This is a genomic window from Actinoplanes sp. CA-142083, assembly GCF_050942195.1.
GTDB lineage: Bacteria > Actinomycetota > Actinomycetes > Mycobacteriales > Micromonosporaceae > Actinoplanes.
In genome coordinates this window covers 2,415,983-2,432,361 of record NZ_CP192076.1, presented here as the reverse complement: position 1 = coordinate 2,432,361, position 16,379 = coordinate 2,415,983, and the positions used below count along the sequence as shown (strand labels likewise).

Sequence of the window (16,379 nt, the reverse complement as noted above, 5' to 3'; positions counted from 1 at the left end):
CAAGTCGCGACACATGACCCGGCGACGCGCCCGCGATGAACGGCAGACGAAATAGGATCACGCTTATGGAGTTCGGTGTCGGTTATTTCCCCACGCACGACGGTATGCGCCCGGGCGAGATCGCCCGCCGGGTCGAGGAGCGTGGCCACACGGCGCTCTTCTTCGCCGAGCACACGCACATCCCCGCGAGCCGCGAGACGCCATGGGGCGGCGGCCGCAAACTGCCGCAAAAATACTGGCACACGTACGACTTGTTCGTGGCGCTCACCGCGGCGGCCGAGGCGACGAGCCGGTTGCGGGTCGGCAGCGGCGTCTGCCTGGTCGTCGAGCGTGACCCGATCACCACCGCCAAGGAGGTGGCTAGCGTCGATCACCTCAGCGGCGGCCGGTTCGAGTTCGGCATCGGCTCCGGCTGGAACCGCGAGGAGATGGCCAACCACGGCACCGACCCGCGCACCCGCCTGGCCCTGCTCGGCGAGCGCGTGCGCGCGATGCGCGAGATCTGGGCGAACGACGAGGCCACCTTCCACGGAAAGTTCGTCAACTTCGACCGCATCTGGTCGTGGCCCAAGCCCGCCCAGAAGCCCTGGCCTCCGATCCTGGTCGGTGGCGGCGGTCCGACCGCCGAGCAGCGGGTTCTCGAGTACGGCGACGGCTGGTTCCCGCAATGGCACGACCCCGACGTGCTCACCCGCATCGCCGCCCTGCGCGCCCGCGCCGACCGGTACCTGCAGTTCCAGGTGCTGAGCGTCCCGCCCGACCCGAAGGCGCTCGAGCAGTTGGAGGCCGCCGGTGTGCACCGGGCCTCGGCGTGGCTGCCGTCCGGTCCGTGGAGCGTCGTCGAGCCCGCCCTGGAGAAGTGGGAGAAGGCCATCGCCGAACTGGTCGGCCGGTGACTCCCGCCGAGCTGTTCGCCACCGCGAGGGTGGCCCGCCTGGCCACGGTCACCCCCGGCGGCGTCCCGCACCTGGTGCCGATCGTCTTCGCCCTGACCGGCGACGTCCTGCACACCGCCGTGGACGCCAAGCCCAAGCGCACCCGCGACCTCAAGCGCCTGGCCAACATCGCCGCGAACCCTCGGGTCAGCGTCCTGGCCGACCACTACGACGACGACTGGTCCCAGCTGTGGTGGGTGCGCGCCGACGGCGTGGCCCGCGTCCTCGACGCCTCACCCGCCGGCCTGCGGGCGCTGGCAGGCCGCTATCCGCAGTACCGGGAGAACCCGCCGCCCGGCCCCTTCCTGGAAATCACCGTCGAGCGCTGGTCGTCCTGGCGCCCCTAGCCGAGCTCGGCCAGTGCCTCGCGGATCTGCTCCGCCTGTGCCGGATGATGCTCCTCCGCCACGAACAGCGCCCGCTCCCATCGCTGGACCGCCAGCTCCCGATCACCGCGCAGCATGGCCTGCTGACCCTGCAGCGTGAGCGCGACCGCCTCACCGCCCGGCTGCGGGATCCGCCGCGACATCCGCAAGGCCTCAGCGAACAGCTCATCACCGATCGCCTCGGCAACGGTCCGCGAATGCGTGGCGGCCAGCCTGATCGTCGTCCACATCGCCGCGAGCTCGTCGCCGGCGGCGGTGGCCGAGTCGAGCCGCCGGCGCAGGACCCGGGCGGCGGCGGGCCGGTCGTCCATCTCGTCGGCCAGCAGCGCGGCGAGCCGCTCCCGCGCGAGATCGGCCCGCGGCGGCTCGCCCATCAGCGTCGCGATCACTTCCAGCTCGGCGTACGCCTCCGCGGCCATCCGGTGCTCACGCGCCTCAGCCGCGATCATGGCGAGGTTGCCCAGGCAGATCCGGTAGAGCGGCCCGTCGGTGGCGCGCCCGGCCATCGGGATCGCCACGCGCAGCTTGTCGAGCGCCTCGGCGACCGCGCCGCCCTGGAAATCGCCGACCGCCTCGTCGCTCAGGTCGCCGGCCTCGCGCGCGAGCCGGTCGCGGTCGGCCTTCGGCATCGCGGCCAGCCGCTCGGTACTTACGGACACGAGATCGTCCTCGCCGAGCAGCGTCGCGAAAGCCAGCGCCTTCTGCAGCGCGTGCCGGGACAGATCCGGATCCCGGGTGTTGAGGCCGAGATTGGCCAGCGCCACCAGCATCCCGTCCGCATAGTCGTGACAGGCGGCCTCGGTCACCGCCTCGGCAAGCTTCCGGTCGGCCAGCCCCGTGTCACCGATCGCGGCCGCGCACAGCCCGATGTTGCCGAGCGCGTGCACCCGATCCTTGCCCTCGGCGATCTCCGCGTAGAGCGGCATCGCCTCGGCGGGCCGGTCGAGCACGCGCAGGGCGTCCGCGAGGTCACCGAGGGCCGCCGCGCGCACGCGCGGATCGACGTGGGGCTTCAGCAGGGCGACGCGCTCACGGAAGTGCCGCTCAGCCTTGACAAAATCCCCCATATCGTACGCGGTCCCGCCGGCCCGCCGGAGCACAGCGGCCCTCAGACCCGGGTCGAGGTCGCACTGCGCCAGCGCCTGCTCGAAGACGGCCCACCCCTCGCCGCCGCCACCGCCATCATCGCCGCCACCGCCACTGTCGCCGTGGCCGCCACCGCCACCTCCACCGTCGCCGTGGCCGCCACCGCCACCTCCACCGTCGCCGTGGCCGCCACCGCCGTCGCCGCCGCCACCGCCACCGCTGCCGTGGCCTTCGCCACCACCGCTGCCGTGGCCTTCGCCGCCTTCGCCGCTGTGTTCGTGGCCGTCGTCGCCTTCGCCGGATCTCACCAGCAACTCGCCCAGCGCCGCCCCGGATCGCGCCGACGCGTACCGGTCGTGGATCGTCCTGGGCGACCAGTCCGAGCTGTACAGCGTGCTCCCGCCGCGGAACGACGCACGGTCGCGGACCGAGATCTCCCCAACCGACAACGGCACGACTGCCTCCTGGCTGGTGGCCAGCGCCAGCGCCTCGCGGTGCAGGGCGATCGCCTCGGCCGTACGCCCGGCGGCCGCCTCGGTCTCGGCCAGGTCGGTCAGTGCCTGCCAGCGCTCGCGGTGCCCCTCATCATCGGCCAGCGCCCGCCGCTCGGCGAGGGCCGCCCGGCTTGCGTCGGGGTCGCCGCGTTCGCGCTCGGCCCGGCCGAGGCTAGCCGTGATGTCGCGCAGCAGCGCGCGATCCCCCGCGGCACGCGCCATGGCCACGCCCTCACGCAGCGGCGGGACGGCCAGATCGGGCAGGCCGAGCAGCACGTAGATCCAGCCGAGATCGGCTAGAGCGTCGGCGACACCCTCGGCCCGCGCGTCGAGCAGGACGGCGAGACGCTCCTCGGCGACGTCGAGAATCTGCCGCCCGTTCCCGGTGGCGCAGAGCGCCTCGTAATAGACGCGTCGAAGCGGACCAGCCGCAACCACCACCGCGAGGCCGGCCGCCGCCTCCAGGATCCGCTCGCACTCCGCCGCCGCTGCCTCGCTCTGTCCCCACCAGAGCAGCGCCTGCGCGAGGTGCATGCGCGTGATGAGCTCGCCGCGCGAGTCGCCGAGCCGTTCGAGGTCGGCCAGCGCGGCCGCGAAGAGCAGGTCGGCCCGTTGCCGGTCGCCGAGCGCCGCACATGCCAGGGCCAGGCCTTCCATGTCCTGGTAGCCGTACCGGTCGTCGCGAAGGCTGTTGGGCATGCCCCGTTCGAGCTGCGCCGCGGCGGGCAAGTAATCGCCCCGCCGCAGCAGGGCCTGGCCCAGCGCACCGCGATGAGTGGCCGCGTCGCCGTAACGCGTGTCCCGGATCGCCGCGCCGAGCGCCTGCTCGAGCCACGCGATCTGCTCGGGAAGCGGCGTCACGCTGCCGAGCAGCGGGAACGGCCCCTGGAGCACGCGGCTGTAGAGCACCGCGGCCTCCGGGTGGTCAATGTGGTCGGCCAGCCAGCGCCGGGCGTGCAGCAACTGGGGCACAACATCGCCGTCGCCGGCTACGGCCTGGTCGATCATGATCTGCGCGTGGAGCAGTCCGCTGCGTAGGGCGTGGTCCTCGCCCACAGCACCGCGGTCGTCGCTCGCAGCGCCGCGATCCTCGCCCACAGCACGGCTTTCCTCGCCCACACCACGGCGATCCGCGCCCCCAGCGCGGCGATCCGCGCCCCCAGCGCGGCGATCCGCGCCCCCAGCACGGCGATCCGCGCCCCCAGCACGGCGATCCGCGCCCCCAGCACGGCGATCCGCGCCCCCAGCACGGCGATCCTCGCTCACAGCACGGTGGCCAGGGAGCGGGCGAACGTGGCCAGCAGCCCGTGCATCTGATAGACCCCCGGCCCCGAAGTCTCGAGCAACCCTCGGTCGACGAGCGTCCCGATCGTCGTGGCGGGCTCGGCGTCGCCCAGCCCCGCCCAGGCGACGGTGAGCTGCGCGATCGTGCATACCGCTGGTTTCGGGGCGAAGGCGCCGATGTAGGCGAACCGGAGCTGCGTGCCGGGGTCGAGGTCGGCGATGCTGCGGCGGAAGAGCGAAGCGACCGTCGGCGAGCTCTCGGCCACCACCGTGGCCAGGTGCGCGGGCGCTTTGGCCTCGAGCAGGCGCGCGCCCTGGGCCAGCTCGTCGGCGAGGTCGTCGACCGGGAGGCCGCGGGCCTGCTCGGAAGCGATGAGCCGGCCCGCCACCTGCAGGGCCAGCGGAAGGCCCTCGAGCGCCTCGGCGAGGCGCCGGATCTGCTCGGGCCGCTCGGTCGCGAACGCACCGGTCAGGCTCGCGAGGATCTCGACGGCCGCGTCCAGGCTGAGAACGTCGAGCAGATAGACCTGGTCGGGACCGCTGGTGATGTCGTCGGCGACGGCCCGGGCCCGGGTGGTGACGACCGTCGCGCAGGAGCGGCCGCCGACCAGAAAGGGCGCCGCCTGCCGGGCGTCCCAGACGTCGTCGACGAACAGCAGCATCCGCCGGTCGCGCAGCACGGCGGCGAGCCGGGCGGACAGCTGCGGCACCGTTGCCTCCGCGTCGGCCGGCGCCTCGAGGCTGCTGAGCCAGGACCGAAGCTCGGAGGCGACCGCATCGGTCTCGCCGAGCCGGGCCCAGAGGATGCCGTCCGGATAGTCGGCGGCGAGCTGTGGGTCGTGCGCGAGCGCGGCGGCGGTGGTGGTCTTGCCAACCCCTGGCCAGCCACGAACCGCGGTGACGACCTGCAGCGACGAGCCGTGACCGAGCCGACCGCCCAGCCGCACGTCGCCCTCGCGGCCGCCCTGGTCACCCCGCCGCACGTCGCCCTCACGCCCAAGCCGATCGCCCCGTCGCACGTCGTCCCCGCGCCCAAGCCGATCGCGCAGCCCCACGTCGTCCCCGCGCCCAAGCCGATCGCGGAGCCCCACGTCGTCCCCGCGCCCAAGCCGATCGCGCAGCCGCCGCATGTCGTCGTCGCGGCCGACGAACATGGGCGGGGGCGGCGGCGCGGAACCCAGGATGCGACGGCCGCCGCGGGCGCCGACGAGGTGGTCGAGGTCGCTGACGACGACCAGCGGGAAGAGCGGGCTCTGCGGCACGGTGGCGTGCTCGTCGATGCCGGCCCGCAGGCGGACGGACAGCTCCTCGAAGAGCGCGCCGACGTCGAGGCCGATCGTGGCGGGGTCACCGCCGCCCGCGGCGAACTCGGCCGTCAGCTCCGCGATCGGCGGCTCACGCCGGCGGACCACCGCGTCGACGAGGTCGCCGGCCGACTCCGACCGGGACAGGAACCGGCCGAGGAGGGTCTCGATGTGCCGGATCCGCATGACCTCCGCGTCCCCGCCGTCGGCGTCGACCTGGCTGCCGAGGCTCTCGATCAACGCCTTGGCGATCAGCGAGTCGAGTGCCCGCCGGGCCGCGAGCTGCCCGGCGAACCGCGCGACGACGAACTGGGACGCCAACCGCCCGGCGGCTCCGCCCAGGGCCGTCACGACCTCCATGGCTCGACGCTATCGCTTGTGGACACGGCTCAGAGACCTTGTCTCACGGCGTAGACCGCGGCCTGGGTGCGGTCGGCCAGGCCGAGCTTGAGCAGGATGCTCGACACGTGGGTCTTGACCGTCTTCTCCGAGACGACCAGGGTCTGGGCGATCTCGCGGTTGGAGCGCCCCTCGGCCAGCAGCGTGAGCACGTCACGCTCGCGGGCGGTCAGCGTCTCGCCGGTGGCGGTCGGGGCCAGCAGCGCGTCGGCGGCCGACGGATCGAGCAGAAGGTGACCCGCCGCAACCGAGCGAACAGCGGCGACTAGCGCACCTGGGTCGACGTCCTTGGAGAGGTAGCCACGCGCGCCTGCCCGGATCGCGGCCGGCATGCGATCGGCGAAGCTGCTCACCACCAGCACCCGGCAGGCGAGCTCGCGGCGGCGCAGCTCATGCAGCACCTCGACGCCATCCAGGCCGGGCAGCATCATGTCGAGCAGGACCACGTCGGGGCCGGTCTCGGCGATCATCTCCAGCGCCGTCGGGCCATCGGCGGCCTCACCGGTCACCTCCAGGCCGTCCGCCAGCTCCAGAAAAGTGCGCAACCCACGCCGTACGGCCGGATGGTCGTCAACGATCAGCACGCGAATCGGCTCAGGCGACGTCACCGGGCACCTCCAAGCGGACCACCGTGCCGACGCCGGCCGTGGAGCGGATGGTCGCTGAACCGCGGACCGAGCAGGCCCGCTCGCGCAGTGAGCGCAGGCCCAGGCTGTGGCCCGCCCGCAGGGCCGCCGAGATGTCGAAGCCCTTGCCGTCGTCGGCCACCTCCAGCACCGCGCCGGACTCGCCCTGCCGGACCAGGCTCACCCGGACGAGCCGGGCGCACGCGTGGCGCACGGCGTTGTGCAGCGCCTCCTGCGCGACCCGCAGCACCACCGTCTGCTGAGCGGCGGGCAGCACCGGCGGATCGTCCTCGTCGTAGCGCACCCTCGGGCCGTCGGCCCCGCCATAGGCCCGGTCGAGGATCTGCACCTGTTTGCGCAGCACCGACGGGAGGCCGTCCTCGGCGAGCCGGGCCGGGCGCAGCTCCAGCACCGCCGCGTGCAGCTCCTCGGCGGCCTCGCGGGCCAGCGTCGACACCTCGGCGAGCCGCTCGCGGGCCGCCGCCGGGTCGCGGTCGAGCAGCACGTCGGCGGCCTGCGCGGTGAGCCGCAGGCCGAACAGCCGCTGGGCGACGGCGTCGTGCAGGTCGTGGGCGATGCGGGCGCGTTCCTCGGCGATGGTCAGCTCACGGTTGCGCGCGTAGAGCCGGGCGTGGGTCAGCGCGATCGCGGCGTGCGCGGCCAGCACGCCGACCAGCTCTTCGTCGGACTCGGTGAAGCCGCCGGGTTTGTTGGCCAGGTAGAGCGCGCCGAGAATCTCGTCGCCGCTCATCACCGGGACGCCGAGGAACGCGCTGAGCACCGGGTGGGCGGCGGGCCACCACCCGAAGCGCGGATCGGCCCGGATGTCGGCGACCCGCTGGGCCTGCGGCTCGCGGAGCATCACCGCGAGGAAGCCGTGCTGCCGCGGCAGCGGCCCGATCGCGGCCCGCTGCTCGTCGCTGATGCCGGCGACCACGAACTCGGCGAACGAGCCCTCCTCGTCGGGCACGCCGAGGGCCGCATAGTCGGCGCCGACCAGGTCGCGAGCGGTGTCCACAATGGTCTGGAGCACCTCGGGGACGGTGAGCTGGTCGCTCACCGCCAGCACGGCCGCCGAGAGTCGACGGGCCGTGCGCAGCTCGTCGCGCGTGGTCATGCGCCCCACGATAGGCAGCCGCGCCGGAATCCGCCTCATACCACGGTCCTAGGACCATGGTCCGATGCCGAACCCGTCCGCGGCCCGATACGGTCGCCGCTTCAACGGGGAAGGGTCGAGGCATGACGACAACCGCAGTGATCACCGGAGCCTCCCGAGGGCTGGGCCTGGCCCTGGCCGAGGGGCTCGCCCGCGACGGCTGGCAGCTCGTGATCGACGCCCGCACCCCCGTCGACCTGGAGGCCGCGGCCGACGAGCTGAGCCGGCTCACCAAGGTGACCGCGATACCGGGCGACGTGGTCGACGACGACCACCGGGCCGAGCTCGCGGCCGCGGCCGACCGGCTGGGCGGCGCCGACCTGCTGGTCAACAACGCGTCGACGCTGGGCGGCAGCCCTCCCCCGGCGCTCGCGACGTTCCCGCTGCCCGCGCTGCTCGACACCTTCGAGGTCAACGTGCTGGCCCCGATCGCGCTGACCCAGCTGCTCCTCCCCCAGCTCCGCCGCTCGGCGGCCGGCGCCGTGCTCAATGTCAGCTCGGACGCCGCTGTCGAGGCGTACGAGGGATGGGGTGGTTATGGCGCGGCCAAGGCGGCGCTCGACCACGCGAGCGCAGTGCTGGCCAAGGAGGAGCCGGGCCTGCGGGTCTGGGCCGTGGATCCCGGTGACCTGCGCACCCGGCTGCAGCAGGAGGCGTTCCCGGGCGAGGACATCTCCGACCGGCCGCTGCCCGAGACGGTGGTGCCGCGCCTGCTGACGCTGCTGCGCGACCGTCCCGAGTCCGGCCGGTACGTCGCCGGGTCCCTGCGATGACCGCGACCCTCGACTTCCACCTGCCCGACGAGCTGGCCGCGCGGGAGCCGGCGGAGGCGCACGGCCGGCGACGCGACGACGTACGGCTGCTGGTGAGCCACGACACCACGGTGACCCACCACCGGTTCCGCGAGTTGCCGCGGCTGCTCTCCGCCGGCGACCTGCTGGTGGTGAACAACTCCGCGACGCTGCCGGCCGCGCTCGACGCCGGCCCCGGCCTGGTCGTGCACGTCTCGACCGAGCGGCCCGACGGCAGCTGGCTGATCGAGCTGCGCCGCCCGGTCGAGGGCACGACGGCGCCCGTTCTCGGCTCGGCGCCCCGGCGCCTCGCGATCGAGGACGGCACGCTGACGCTGCGCGAGCCGCTCACCGACCGTTTGTGGGTGGCCGACGCGGAGGTGCCCGGCACGATGGCCGACTACCTGCTGCGGCACGGGCGGCCGATCCGATATTCGTACACCGACCGGGACTGGCCCCTGGAGACCTACCAGAACGCGTACGCGATCAGGCCCGGCAGCGCCGAGATGCCGAGCGCGGGCCGTCCGCTGACCGGCCGGGTCCTCGCCGACCTGGCCGGCCGGGGCGTGCTGGTCGCGCCGATCACGCTGCACACCGGGGTGGCGTCGGCCGAGGTGGACGAGCCGCCCTATCCGGAGTGGTTCGAGGTGCCCGAGCCGACCGCACGGCTGATCCGCCACGTGCACCGCAACGAGGGCCGGGTCATCGGGGTCGGCACGACGGTGGTGCGCGCGCTGGAGACGACGGCGGGCGAGGCGGCGACCGGCTGGACCGACCTGGTGATCGGGCCCGAGCACCGCATCCGCGTGGTCGACGGCCTCCTCACCGGCCTGCACGAGCCACGCGCCTCGCACCTGCGCATGCTCACGGCGATCGCCGGCGAGGAGGCACTGCGCGCCGCCTACGCCGAGGCCCTGCGGGGCCGCTACTTGTGGCACGAGTTCGGCGACGTGCACCTCCTGCACGGCCACCGCATCCGCCCATGACCCGCGCACGGCCCGATGCACTGCGGCCCGAGGCGGGGGCGGCCCGAGCCGAGCGGGGGCGGGCCCGAGCCGGGCGGAGCGGGGCGGCCCGAGGCGGTGGCCCGAAGCGGGGTGGCCCGAGGCGGGGGCGGCCGACGCACGGAGGCGGCCCGACGCGCTGCGGCCCGCAGCATGGGGGCGGGCCGCAGCACGGGGAGCGCGCCAGGGTCAGGCGCGCATCACCGTGGCGATCGGGATGCCGGCGGCCCGCAATGCCGGGATGAAGCCGCCGAGGATGCCCGCCACGATGCCCGCGATGATGCCGGCCACCCCGGCCTCCCAGGGGAACTGCACGTCGTGCAACAACGGCTGGGAGTCGCCGAGCAGCATGGAGACCACCTTCAAGGCCGCGGCGCTCGCCCCGATCGCGGCGGCCGCCGTCAGCAGGCCGGTCAGCAGTGTCTCGGCGAGCACGATGCCGGCCAGCAGCGAGCGTGGCGTGCCGACCGCACGGCGCAGGGCGAATTCCTCCACCCTTTCGCCGACCGTGGCGAGGCCGACGTTGAGGATGCCGGCCACGCCGATCAGCAGCACCAGCCCGGCCATCGAAAAGAAGATCAGCCGCATCAGGGTGAGTTCCTTGCCGCGCTGCTTCCGGCTGTCCACCGTGGACATGTAAGTCTCGACGCCCGCCCCGCGCAGCTTCGCGCTCAGCACCTGCTCGGCGGGCGTCGACGGCGCCAGCATGACCCGCATCTCCCCGCCGGTCGAGGGGTCCCCGAGCCCGCTGGGCGGCATCCAGGCCGACAGCTCGTCCAGCCGCACGTACGCCCGCGGCTGCGAGTCGCCGTCGTCGATCACCCCGATGAACTGCGGCGTGATGTTGTTCGTCGCCCCGTTCACGTGCATCTCGGCCGGCACCTGATGCTGTTGGAACCCCTTCGCCGCCTCCCGGTTGAGCACCAGCCGCGGCGCCAGCGCCGGCACCGTCGTGAAGTCGAGCCACCGCCCGGACTGCTGGCGGAACGGCCGGAACACCCGGAGGTCGCCGGTCAGCGCGGTCAGCCGCACCTCGACCGCCTCGCCCTCGGGACCGCCCTCCTCCTCGCAGTGCCCGTCGGGGTAGCAGATCTGCCCGCCGCCCCAGTCCTGGTCCATCGGCGAGCCGCCCGGGTTGACCGGCTTGACGCCGGGCTCGCCGACGATCGCCTGGATGCCCATCACCGCCACCGCGTCCGAGCGGCCGGCCAGCGTCCCGAGCACGATGTCCGCCGACCGGGCGCTCGGCTGCATGTCCATGATCCGGGTGCCGTCGACGCCGTCGGTCAGCTCCAGGTCGGACATCAGGGCGCGCTCGGCGATGCTCGCGCCGGCCTGCACCACCACGACCGCGAGCACGCCCAGGAAGAGGCTCACCATGGACAGCAGCGTGCGCAGCTTGCGGGCCCGGATCCCCTGAATGCCGATGATCAGCGACGAGCGCAGCCGCCCGGAGAGCCGCATCATGCCGGCACCCGCTCGGTCAGCAGCCCGTCGCGCAGGTCGAAGATCCGGCCCATCCGCGCCGCATGGTCCCGGTCATGAGTCACCAGGATCAGCCCGCACCCGCGCTCGGTCGCGCCGAGCAGAGCGTCGATCACGAGGGCGCCCGTCTCCGTGTCCAGCGCTCCCGTCGGCTCATCCGCAAGCAAAACCCGAGGATTCCGTACGAGGGCGCGCGCGATCGCCACCCGCTGCTGCTCCCCGCCCGACATCTTGGCCGGCCGGTTCTTCGCCAGATGAGCGATGCCCACCTGGTCGAGGGCCGTCATCACCCGTTTCCTACGTTCCCGGCGGGGCAGCCAGCCCTGCCCGTTGACCAGCGCCATCGCCACGTTCTGCGCCGCCGTCAGATGCTTGAGCAGAAAGAACCGCTGAAACACGAAGCCGAAATGCGAGCTGCGCAGCTTCGCCGCCCGGCGCTCCGGCAGCCGGCTGATCTCCTGCCCCGCGAGCACGTAGCTCCCCGAGTCCGGCCGGTCGAAGAGCCCGACAACGCTGAGCAACGTGCTCTTACCCGAGCCGGAGCGCCCCACGATCGCGACGCTCTCCCCCGCCCGCACGGTGAGGTCGACCCCGTCGAGAATCGTGCGCGGCTCCTGCTGCCCTTTGAGCACCTTGGTGATCCCGCTGAGCTCGATAAGCGCGTCCCCGCCCGCGACCTCACCCGCCCACCCGTCGCCCGAAACAGCCCCGCCGCCCAAAACAGCCTCGTCGCCCGAGACTGCCGCGCCACCCGAAACACTCGAGCCACTCGAAACACTCGAGCCACTCGAAACACTCGAGCCACCCGAAACACTCGAGCCACCCGGAAAAGCCGCGCCACCGATGGTCGCCAGCTCCATGGTCGCGTCGGCGCCCGCACTCGGGCCCGCCGTCCCGCCGACGCGCGGGGCCCGGCCCGCCGGTCCGTCGGCCGGCGCGTTCAGGTTGGTCATCCTGGGGCTCCCGAGCCGCCCTGGTCGGTGTTGGGCGCGGCGGTGGGCAGGTCGGGGCCGGGGATGGCGATCGTCTCGTCGCCGCGCAGGCCCTTGCGGATCTCGACGACCTTGCCGTCGGTGATGCCCAGCGTCACGTCGACGGTCTTGCGGGTGCGGTCCTCGCCGACCACGTCGACCTTGCCCTTGCCCTGGATGCCGGCGACGGCCTCGACCGGCAGCACGAGCACGTGCGCGGCCTTGGCGGTGATCACGTCGAGGGTCACCGAGGCGCCGTTGATCAGCTTGACGTCGTCGGGCGGGGTGCAGACCAGCCGCATCCCGGTCGCCTCCGAGCCGGCGGTGTCGCCGCCGCCCTCCGAGCCGTTCAGCGCCGGGTCGCCGGTGGTGCCCTTGTTGACGTCCTGGGCCGCGCCCGACTGCTGCGGGTCGGGACTGGGTGGCGGCGGCTCGGGGATCGTCCCGGACGGCAACGCCGCGATCGTGCCGAGCGCCTCGCACGGGAATGGGCCGGGCCCGTTCTTGATCTGGGCGCGCACGTTCTTGACGGCGCCGGAGATCCGGTACGCCTGGGCGCTGTCGATCTCGGCGACGATGCCGTACCCGGCGTGTTTGGCCGAGACCACCGGCATGCCGGCCGTGACGTCGGCCCGGTCCTCCATGAGCCGCCCGGCGAAGGTCGAGTCCTTGGGGATCTCCACCCGCCGCGGCACCCCGTCGTCCCACACCGACGCCACCCAGATCGGCCGGGTGGCCGGCGTCTTCGAGGGCTGCCGGTTCACGTACCGGATCTCGCCGTCGACCGGCGCGACGATGCCGAAGACCGGGTCGATCGTCACCTTGCCGCTGAGGCTGATCTGGTTGGTGAGGTCCTGCCGGGCGGGCTTGACCGTCGTGAGCACCGTGCCGCGCGGCTCGAGGCCGGGAGTTTCGGGCTTCTCCGCCGACGACGTGCAGCCGCACAAGAGGGCGCCGGCCGTCACCACCACGCCCGCACCGGCAAGCCTGCGTCTGAACACGGATCCCCCTAGCGGTCTCGAAGCGAAGGCCAACGATGAACGCCGATCGGCTTCGCGGACGAGACGCTACAGGGATCATGCAAGCTCACCTGAGGGCAACGGCTACAGTTCGCCGCGTGACCGACGCTCCGCGGTTCTCCCGGCTGATCCACGCATACGGCTTCGCGTCCGACACCCCGGGGCATCTCGCCGCTTTGGCCGACAAAGACGAGGACGCCCGGACCGCGGCCCTGAACCACCTCTGGTCGGCCGTGATCCACCAGGGCACCCCCTGGACGGTCACGCCGGACGCCGCGCTCGTGGTCGCCTCGCTGATCGCCGACCCACGCCTCGCCGGCCCGGAGAACGCCGCGCTGCGCGCCGGCCTGCTCAACTTCCTCGCCGCCGTGGCCGAGGCCGGCGAGCCAGGCCGCGCGCTCGACGACTTCGCGCCGCCGCCGGGCTTCGACGTGGAGGCCGCCCTCGCGGCGGTCGACGACGTGGACGACATCTTCGGCGACGAGATCCTGGCGAATGTCGTCTACGTGCGCGCCATCGAGGGCTGCCGCGAGGTCACCCCGACACTGCGCGCCACCGCCACCGCGGCCCTCGCCGACCCCGACCCCACCGTGCGCGCCTCGGCCGCCGCCGCAATCGCCGCCTGTCGCTCCCGGGCCGGAGAAGGCGCCGAGCCAGGCGACGAGACCGCCGCCGGGGTCGAGGCCGCGCCGGAGAAAGCAGGCGCGGCGGACCAAGCAGGCGCGGCCGAGCAAGCAGGCGCGGCCGAGCAAGCAGGCGCGGCCGAGCAAGCAGCCGGGGCCGGGAGAGAGGCCGCGGCCGGCGCTGACGGCGAGACCGGTAGCGCCGCCGAGCTGCGGCGCCTCGAGGAACTCGCCGCCACGGCCGGCGTCGACGAGCGGGCTGCCCTCGTGCTGGCTATGGGCGAGCTAGGGGCCGCACCGCGCGCCTATCTCGACGACCCGCACCCGGGCGTCCGGGCCTGCGCCGCTCTCGCGCCCGCGCTGGCCACCGACCCGGCCGCAACCGATGAACTCCTTGCCGCGCTGGGCGATCCGAGTGCGCCGGAGACCTGGTTCGCCGGGCGGCTGCCACAGTTCGACATGCACATTCGGTTCACTTTGATCGCGGCGGCCATCGAACGGGTCGATGAACCCGAGCGGCTGCTGCCCGCGGCGCTCGCGGTGGCTCGGATCGCCAGTCAGCACACCGTTCGCCATGACTGGGGACCGCTGCTGATGGCTCTGCGGGATCGGCCCGCGGCCCGGCGGCGCTACCTCGCCGCGCTGGTGGAGAACGACGCCCTGTGGGATCAGCGGAACGGCACCGTCGGGCTCGTGCTGCGCGACGCCGGGCTGCCGCACGACCGGGAGGCGTGCCGGGCGCTGATCGGTTGATCAACAGAGGATCGGCCCAGGTCATTGCCCGAAAGAAGGACGCCGCAGGGGCCGGTCGGCGATAGTGTCCTGCCGTGACGACGCGCGTGGTGGTGCTGGGTGCGGGGTTCGGCGGGCTCGAGCTGGCGACGGAGGTGTCGGGGCGCTGCGGCACCGGCGTCCAGCTGACGCTGATCGATCAGGCCGAGGGGTTCGTCTTCGGCTTCTCGAAGCTCGACGTGATGTTCGGCCGGCGGCAGCCCGAGCAGGTGCTGCACCGGTACGCCGGCATGGTCAGCCCGGGCGTCCGGTTCATCAACGCGACCGTCACCTCGATCGACCCCGAGACGCGGCACGTCGAGACGACCGCGGGCGCGTTCGACGCCGACATCCTCGTGGTCGCGCTCGGCGCCGACCTGCACCCGGAGGCGACGCCGGGCCTGGCCGAGGGCGGCAACGAGTTCTACACCGTGCCGGGCGCGTTCCGGTCCCGCGAGGTGCTCGACAAGTTCGAGGGCGGCAAGGTGGTTGTGGCGGTCACGTCCACCCCGTTCAAATGCCCGCCCGCGCCGAGCGAGACCGCCCTGCTCGTACACGAATATCTGACCGCCCGCGGCCTGCGCCAGAAATCGGAGATCTCCCTGGTCATGCCCCTCGGCACGCCGATCCCGCCGTCGCCGAAGGCGTCGGAGGCGGTGCTGGCGGCGTTCGCCGAGCGCGACATCACCTGGATTCCGGAGCGGCTGGTCCGCTCGCTCGACCCGGAGCGCCGCGTGGCCGTGCTCGGCGACGGCGGCGAGCTTCCCTACGACCTGTTCCTCGGCGTGCCGGTGCACAGCGTGCCGCAGGTGGTGGCCGATTCCGGGCTGGCCGTCGACGGATGGATCCCGGTCGATCCGATGACCCTCCAGACAAACTTCCCCGACGTGTACGCCGTGGGCGACGTGACCAGCGTCGGCACTCCCAAGGCCGGCGTCTTCGCCGAGGGCCAGGCCGCCGTGGCCGCGGCCCGGATCATCGCCACCGTGCAGGAACGCGCGCCGGAGGCCGAGTACGACGGTCGCGGCATCTGCTACCTGGAGTTCGGCGACGACCGGGTCGCGAAGGTGGGCGTCACGTTCCGGCCCGGGCATCCGCCGGTCGGCGACCTCGAGGGCCCGTCGGCCGAGCTGGCCGCCGACAAGACCGCCTTCGGCGCCGACCGCATCCGCCGCTGGTTCGGCCACGAGTGGGAGACCGCCTAGACCAGTCGCGCCGATCAAGCCGGGCAACGGCGCGAAGCCGGTGCCGCAGACGCGAAGCCAGCCGTGGGCGTGAAGCCAGCCGTGGGCGTGAAGCCAGCCGTGGGCGTGAAGCCAGCCGTGGGCGTGAAGCCGGCTGTGGACCTGGCAGCGGCTAGGACGACGCGCCCTTCACGATCGTGGTGACCGAGCCCGTGTTGACGCCGTTGACCGAGCAGACCTGGGTCGGGAGTGCCACGAAGACCGACTTGGTCTCGTCGGGCGGGTAGACGCGGTAGCCGCGCGCGTCGACCGGCTTGCACTTCGACGCGTCGAAGAAGCCCACGTCGTGGGTGGCCAGCGTGGCGTGGGCGACCGCGCCGGGCTTCAGCGTGATGGTGGTCTTCTTGTCGACGCTGTTGCGGGTGAACGGCACGTTGACCTGGTGGCCGTCGTTGCCGGCGACCCAGGAGACGCCGGGGTAGCCGAACAGCGTGCAGGTGTGGTCGGACGCGTTGGTGAAGACCAGCGCCCTGTACAAGGTGCCGGCGGCAGCGCCACCGTCTCCGAGGGAGAGCTTGAGGTCGGCGGTGTGGCATCGCGGCGTGGACGTGTGGCCCCCGGCTCCCCCCGCGGGAGCCGGCGACGTGCTGGAGGTTGCCGGCGCGGTCGGCGCGGTGGAAGAGGGCCCGGTGGAAGAGGGCGCGGTGGAAGAGGGCGCGGTGGAAGAGGGCGCGGTGGAGGCGGGGGCGGTGGTGGCCGGCGCGCTGGCCGGCGAGGTGGACGTGCAACCCGCGGCGAGCATCACGGGCGCGGCCATCAGAAGCAGGAGACGTTTCATGCTTCCGTGGTAACCCCGGAGCG

Annotated in this window: 16 protein-coding genes; 7 read left to right on the top strand and 9 right to left on the bottom strand. The window is 73.3% G+C overall.

Annotated elements, in window-relative coordinates; genetic code table 11:
* Positions 1 to 65: 65 nt before the first annotated feature.
* Together ACQPZX_RS11495 and ACQPZX_RS11490 are read left to right on the top strand one after the other, a co-directional pair.
* The gene (locus ACQPZX_RS11495) at positions 66 to 896 is read left to right on the top strand and encodes an LLM class F420-dependent oxidoreductase (protein ID WP_433378336.1); all 831 of its coding nucleotides are present in this window, start codon (positions 66 to 68) and stop codon (positions 894 to 896) included.
* Complete coding sequence (locus ACQPZX_RS11490) at positions 893 to 1,282, top strand: TIGR03668 family PPOX class F420-dependent oxidoreductase (RefSeq protein ID WP_433378333.1); 390 nt, start codon at positions 893 to 895, stop codon at positions 1,280 to 1,282. Before ACQPZX_RS11495 ends, ACQPZX_RS11490 begins: the two co-directional genes overlap by 4 nt.
* On the opposite strand, the gene ACQPZX_RS11485 is transcribed toward ACQPZX_RS11490, so the two are convergent.
* The 5 genes from ACQPZX_RS11485 to ACQPZX_RS11465 are packed head-to-tail and all read right to left on the bottom strand — an operon-like array spanning position 1,279 to position 7,631.
* Entirely contained in the window at positions 1,279 to 3,909 is a 2,631-nt protein-coding gene (locus ACQPZX_RS11485) for a hypothetical protein (protein WP_433378330.1), read from the bottom strand. The genes ACQPZX_RS11490 and ACQPZX_RS11485 overlap by 4 nt on opposite strands.
* Entirely contained in the window at positions 3,906 to 4,151 is a 246-nt protein-coding gene (locus ACQPZX_RS11480; protein ID WP_433378327.1) for a hypothetical protein, read from the bottom strand. The genes ACQPZX_RS11485 and ACQPZX_RS11480 overlap by 4 nt, the downstream gene beginning before the upstream one ends.
* A gap of 12 nt (positions 4,152 to 4,163) precedes the next feature.
* Positions 4,164 to 5,849, bottom strand: coding sequence for an NB-ARC domain-containing protein (locus ACQPZX_RS11475; RefSeq protein WP_433378324.1), 1,686 nt, complete (start codon positions 5,847 to 5,849; stop codon positions 4,164 to 4,166).
* 29 nt (positions 5,850 to 5,878) lie between these two features.
* On the bottom strand, positions 5,879 to 6,496 hold the full coding sequence (locus tag ACQPZX_RS11470; protein WP_433378321.1) for a response regulator: 618 nt from the start codon (positions 6,494 to 6,496) through the stop codon (positions 5,879 to 5,881).
* Complete coding sequence (locus ACQPZX_RS11465; protein WP_433378319.1) at positions 6,483 to 7,631, bottom strand: GAF domain-containing sensor histidine kinase; 1,149 nt, start codon at positions 7,629 to 7,631, stop codon at positions 6,483 to 6,485. Before ACQPZX_RS11465 ends, ACQPZX_RS11470 begins: the two co-directional genes overlap by 14 nt.
* A 122-nt stretch (positions 7,632 to 7,753) precedes the next feature.
* Here ACQPZX_RS11465 and ACQPZX_RS11460 point away from each other — a divergent pair, with 122 nt between their 5' ends.
* On the top strand, positions 7,754 to 8,443 hold the full coding sequence (locus ACQPZX_RS11460) for an SDR family NAD(P)-dependent oxidoreductase (protein WP_433378316.1): 690 nt from the start codon (positions 7,754 to 7,756) through the stop codon (positions 8,441 to 8,443).
* Entirely contained in the window at positions 8,440 to 9,447 is a 1,008-nt protein-coding gene (locus tag ACQPZX_RS11455) for an S-adenosylmethionine:tRNA ribosyltransferase-isomerase (RefSeq protein WP_433378313.1), read from the top strand. Before ACQPZX_RS11460 ends, ACQPZX_RS11455 begins: the two co-directional genes overlap by 4 nt.
* Before the next feature lie 207 nt (positions 9,448 to 9,654).
* Here the strand turns inward: ACQPZX_RS11455 and ACQPZX_RS11450 are convergent, their stop codons facing one another.
* Genes ACQPZX_RS11450 through ACQPZX_RS11440 form a run of 3 tightly spaced genes read right to left on the bottom strand, consistent with a single transcriptional unit; the run spans position 9,655 to position 12,922 of the window.
* Positions 9,655 to 10,932, bottom strand: coding sequence for an ABC transporter permease (locus tag ACQPZX_RS11450; protein ID WP_433378311.1), 1,278 nt, complete (start codon positions 10,930 to 10,932; stop codon positions 9,655 to 9,657).
* A complete protein-coding gene (locus ACQPZX_RS11445; protein ID WP_433378308.1) occupies positions 10,929 to 11,903 on the bottom strand; it encodes an ABC transporter ATP-binding protein in 975 nt (324 codons plus the stop codon). The genes ACQPZX_RS11450 and ACQPZX_RS11445 overlap by 4 nt, the downstream gene beginning before the upstream one ends.
* Positions 11,900 to 12,922: an efflux RND transporter periplasmic adaptor subunit gene (locus ACQPZX_RS11440; RefSeq protein ID WP_433378306.1), complete on the bottom strand. Its 1,023-nt coding sequence runs from the start codon at positions 12,920 to 12,922 to the stop codon at positions 11,900 to 11,902. The genes ACQPZX_RS11445 and ACQPZX_RS11440 overlap by 4 nt, the downstream gene beginning before the upstream one ends.
* 116 nt (positions 12,923 to 13,038) lie before the next feature.
* Here ACQPZX_RS11440 and ACQPZX_RS11435 point away from each other — a divergent pair, with 116 nt between their 5' ends.
* Positions 13,039 to 14,316, top strand: a complete 1,278-nt coding sequence (locus tag ACQPZX_RS11435) for a hypothetical protein (RefSeq protein ID WP_433378303.1) — start codon at positions 13,039 to 13,041, stop codon at positions 14,314 to 14,316.
* 74 nt (positions 14,317 to 14,390) lie between these two features.
* Positions 14,391 to 15,539 carry an NAD(P)/FAD-dependent oxidoreductase gene (locus ACQPZX_RS11430; RefSeq protein ID WP_433378300.1) on the top strand — a complete coding sequence of 383 codons (1,149 nt, stop codon included), beginning with the start codon at positions 14,391 to 14,393 and terminating at the stop codon, positions 15,537 to 15,539.
* A 151-nt stretch (positions 15,540 to 15,690) separates the two neighbouring features.
* On the opposite strand, the gene ACQPZX_RS11425 is transcribed toward ACQPZX_RS11430, so the two are convergent.
* Entirely contained in the window at positions 15,691 to 16,056 is a 366-nt protein-coding gene (locus tag ACQPZX_RS11425; RefSeq protein ID WP_433378298.1) for a DUF4232 domain-containing protein, read from the bottom strand.
* Between the two features lie 106 nt (positions 16,057 to 16,162).
* Here ACQPZX_RS11425 and ACQPZX_RS11420 point away from each other — a divergent pair, with 106 nt between their 5' ends.
* On the top strand, positions 16,163 to 16,369 hold the full coding sequence (locus ACQPZX_RS11420; RefSeq protein WP_433378295.1) for a hypothetical protein: 207 nt from the start codon (positions 16,163 to 16,165) through the stop codon (positions 16,367 to 16,369).
* Positions 16,370 to 16,379 lie beyond the last annotated feature (10 nt).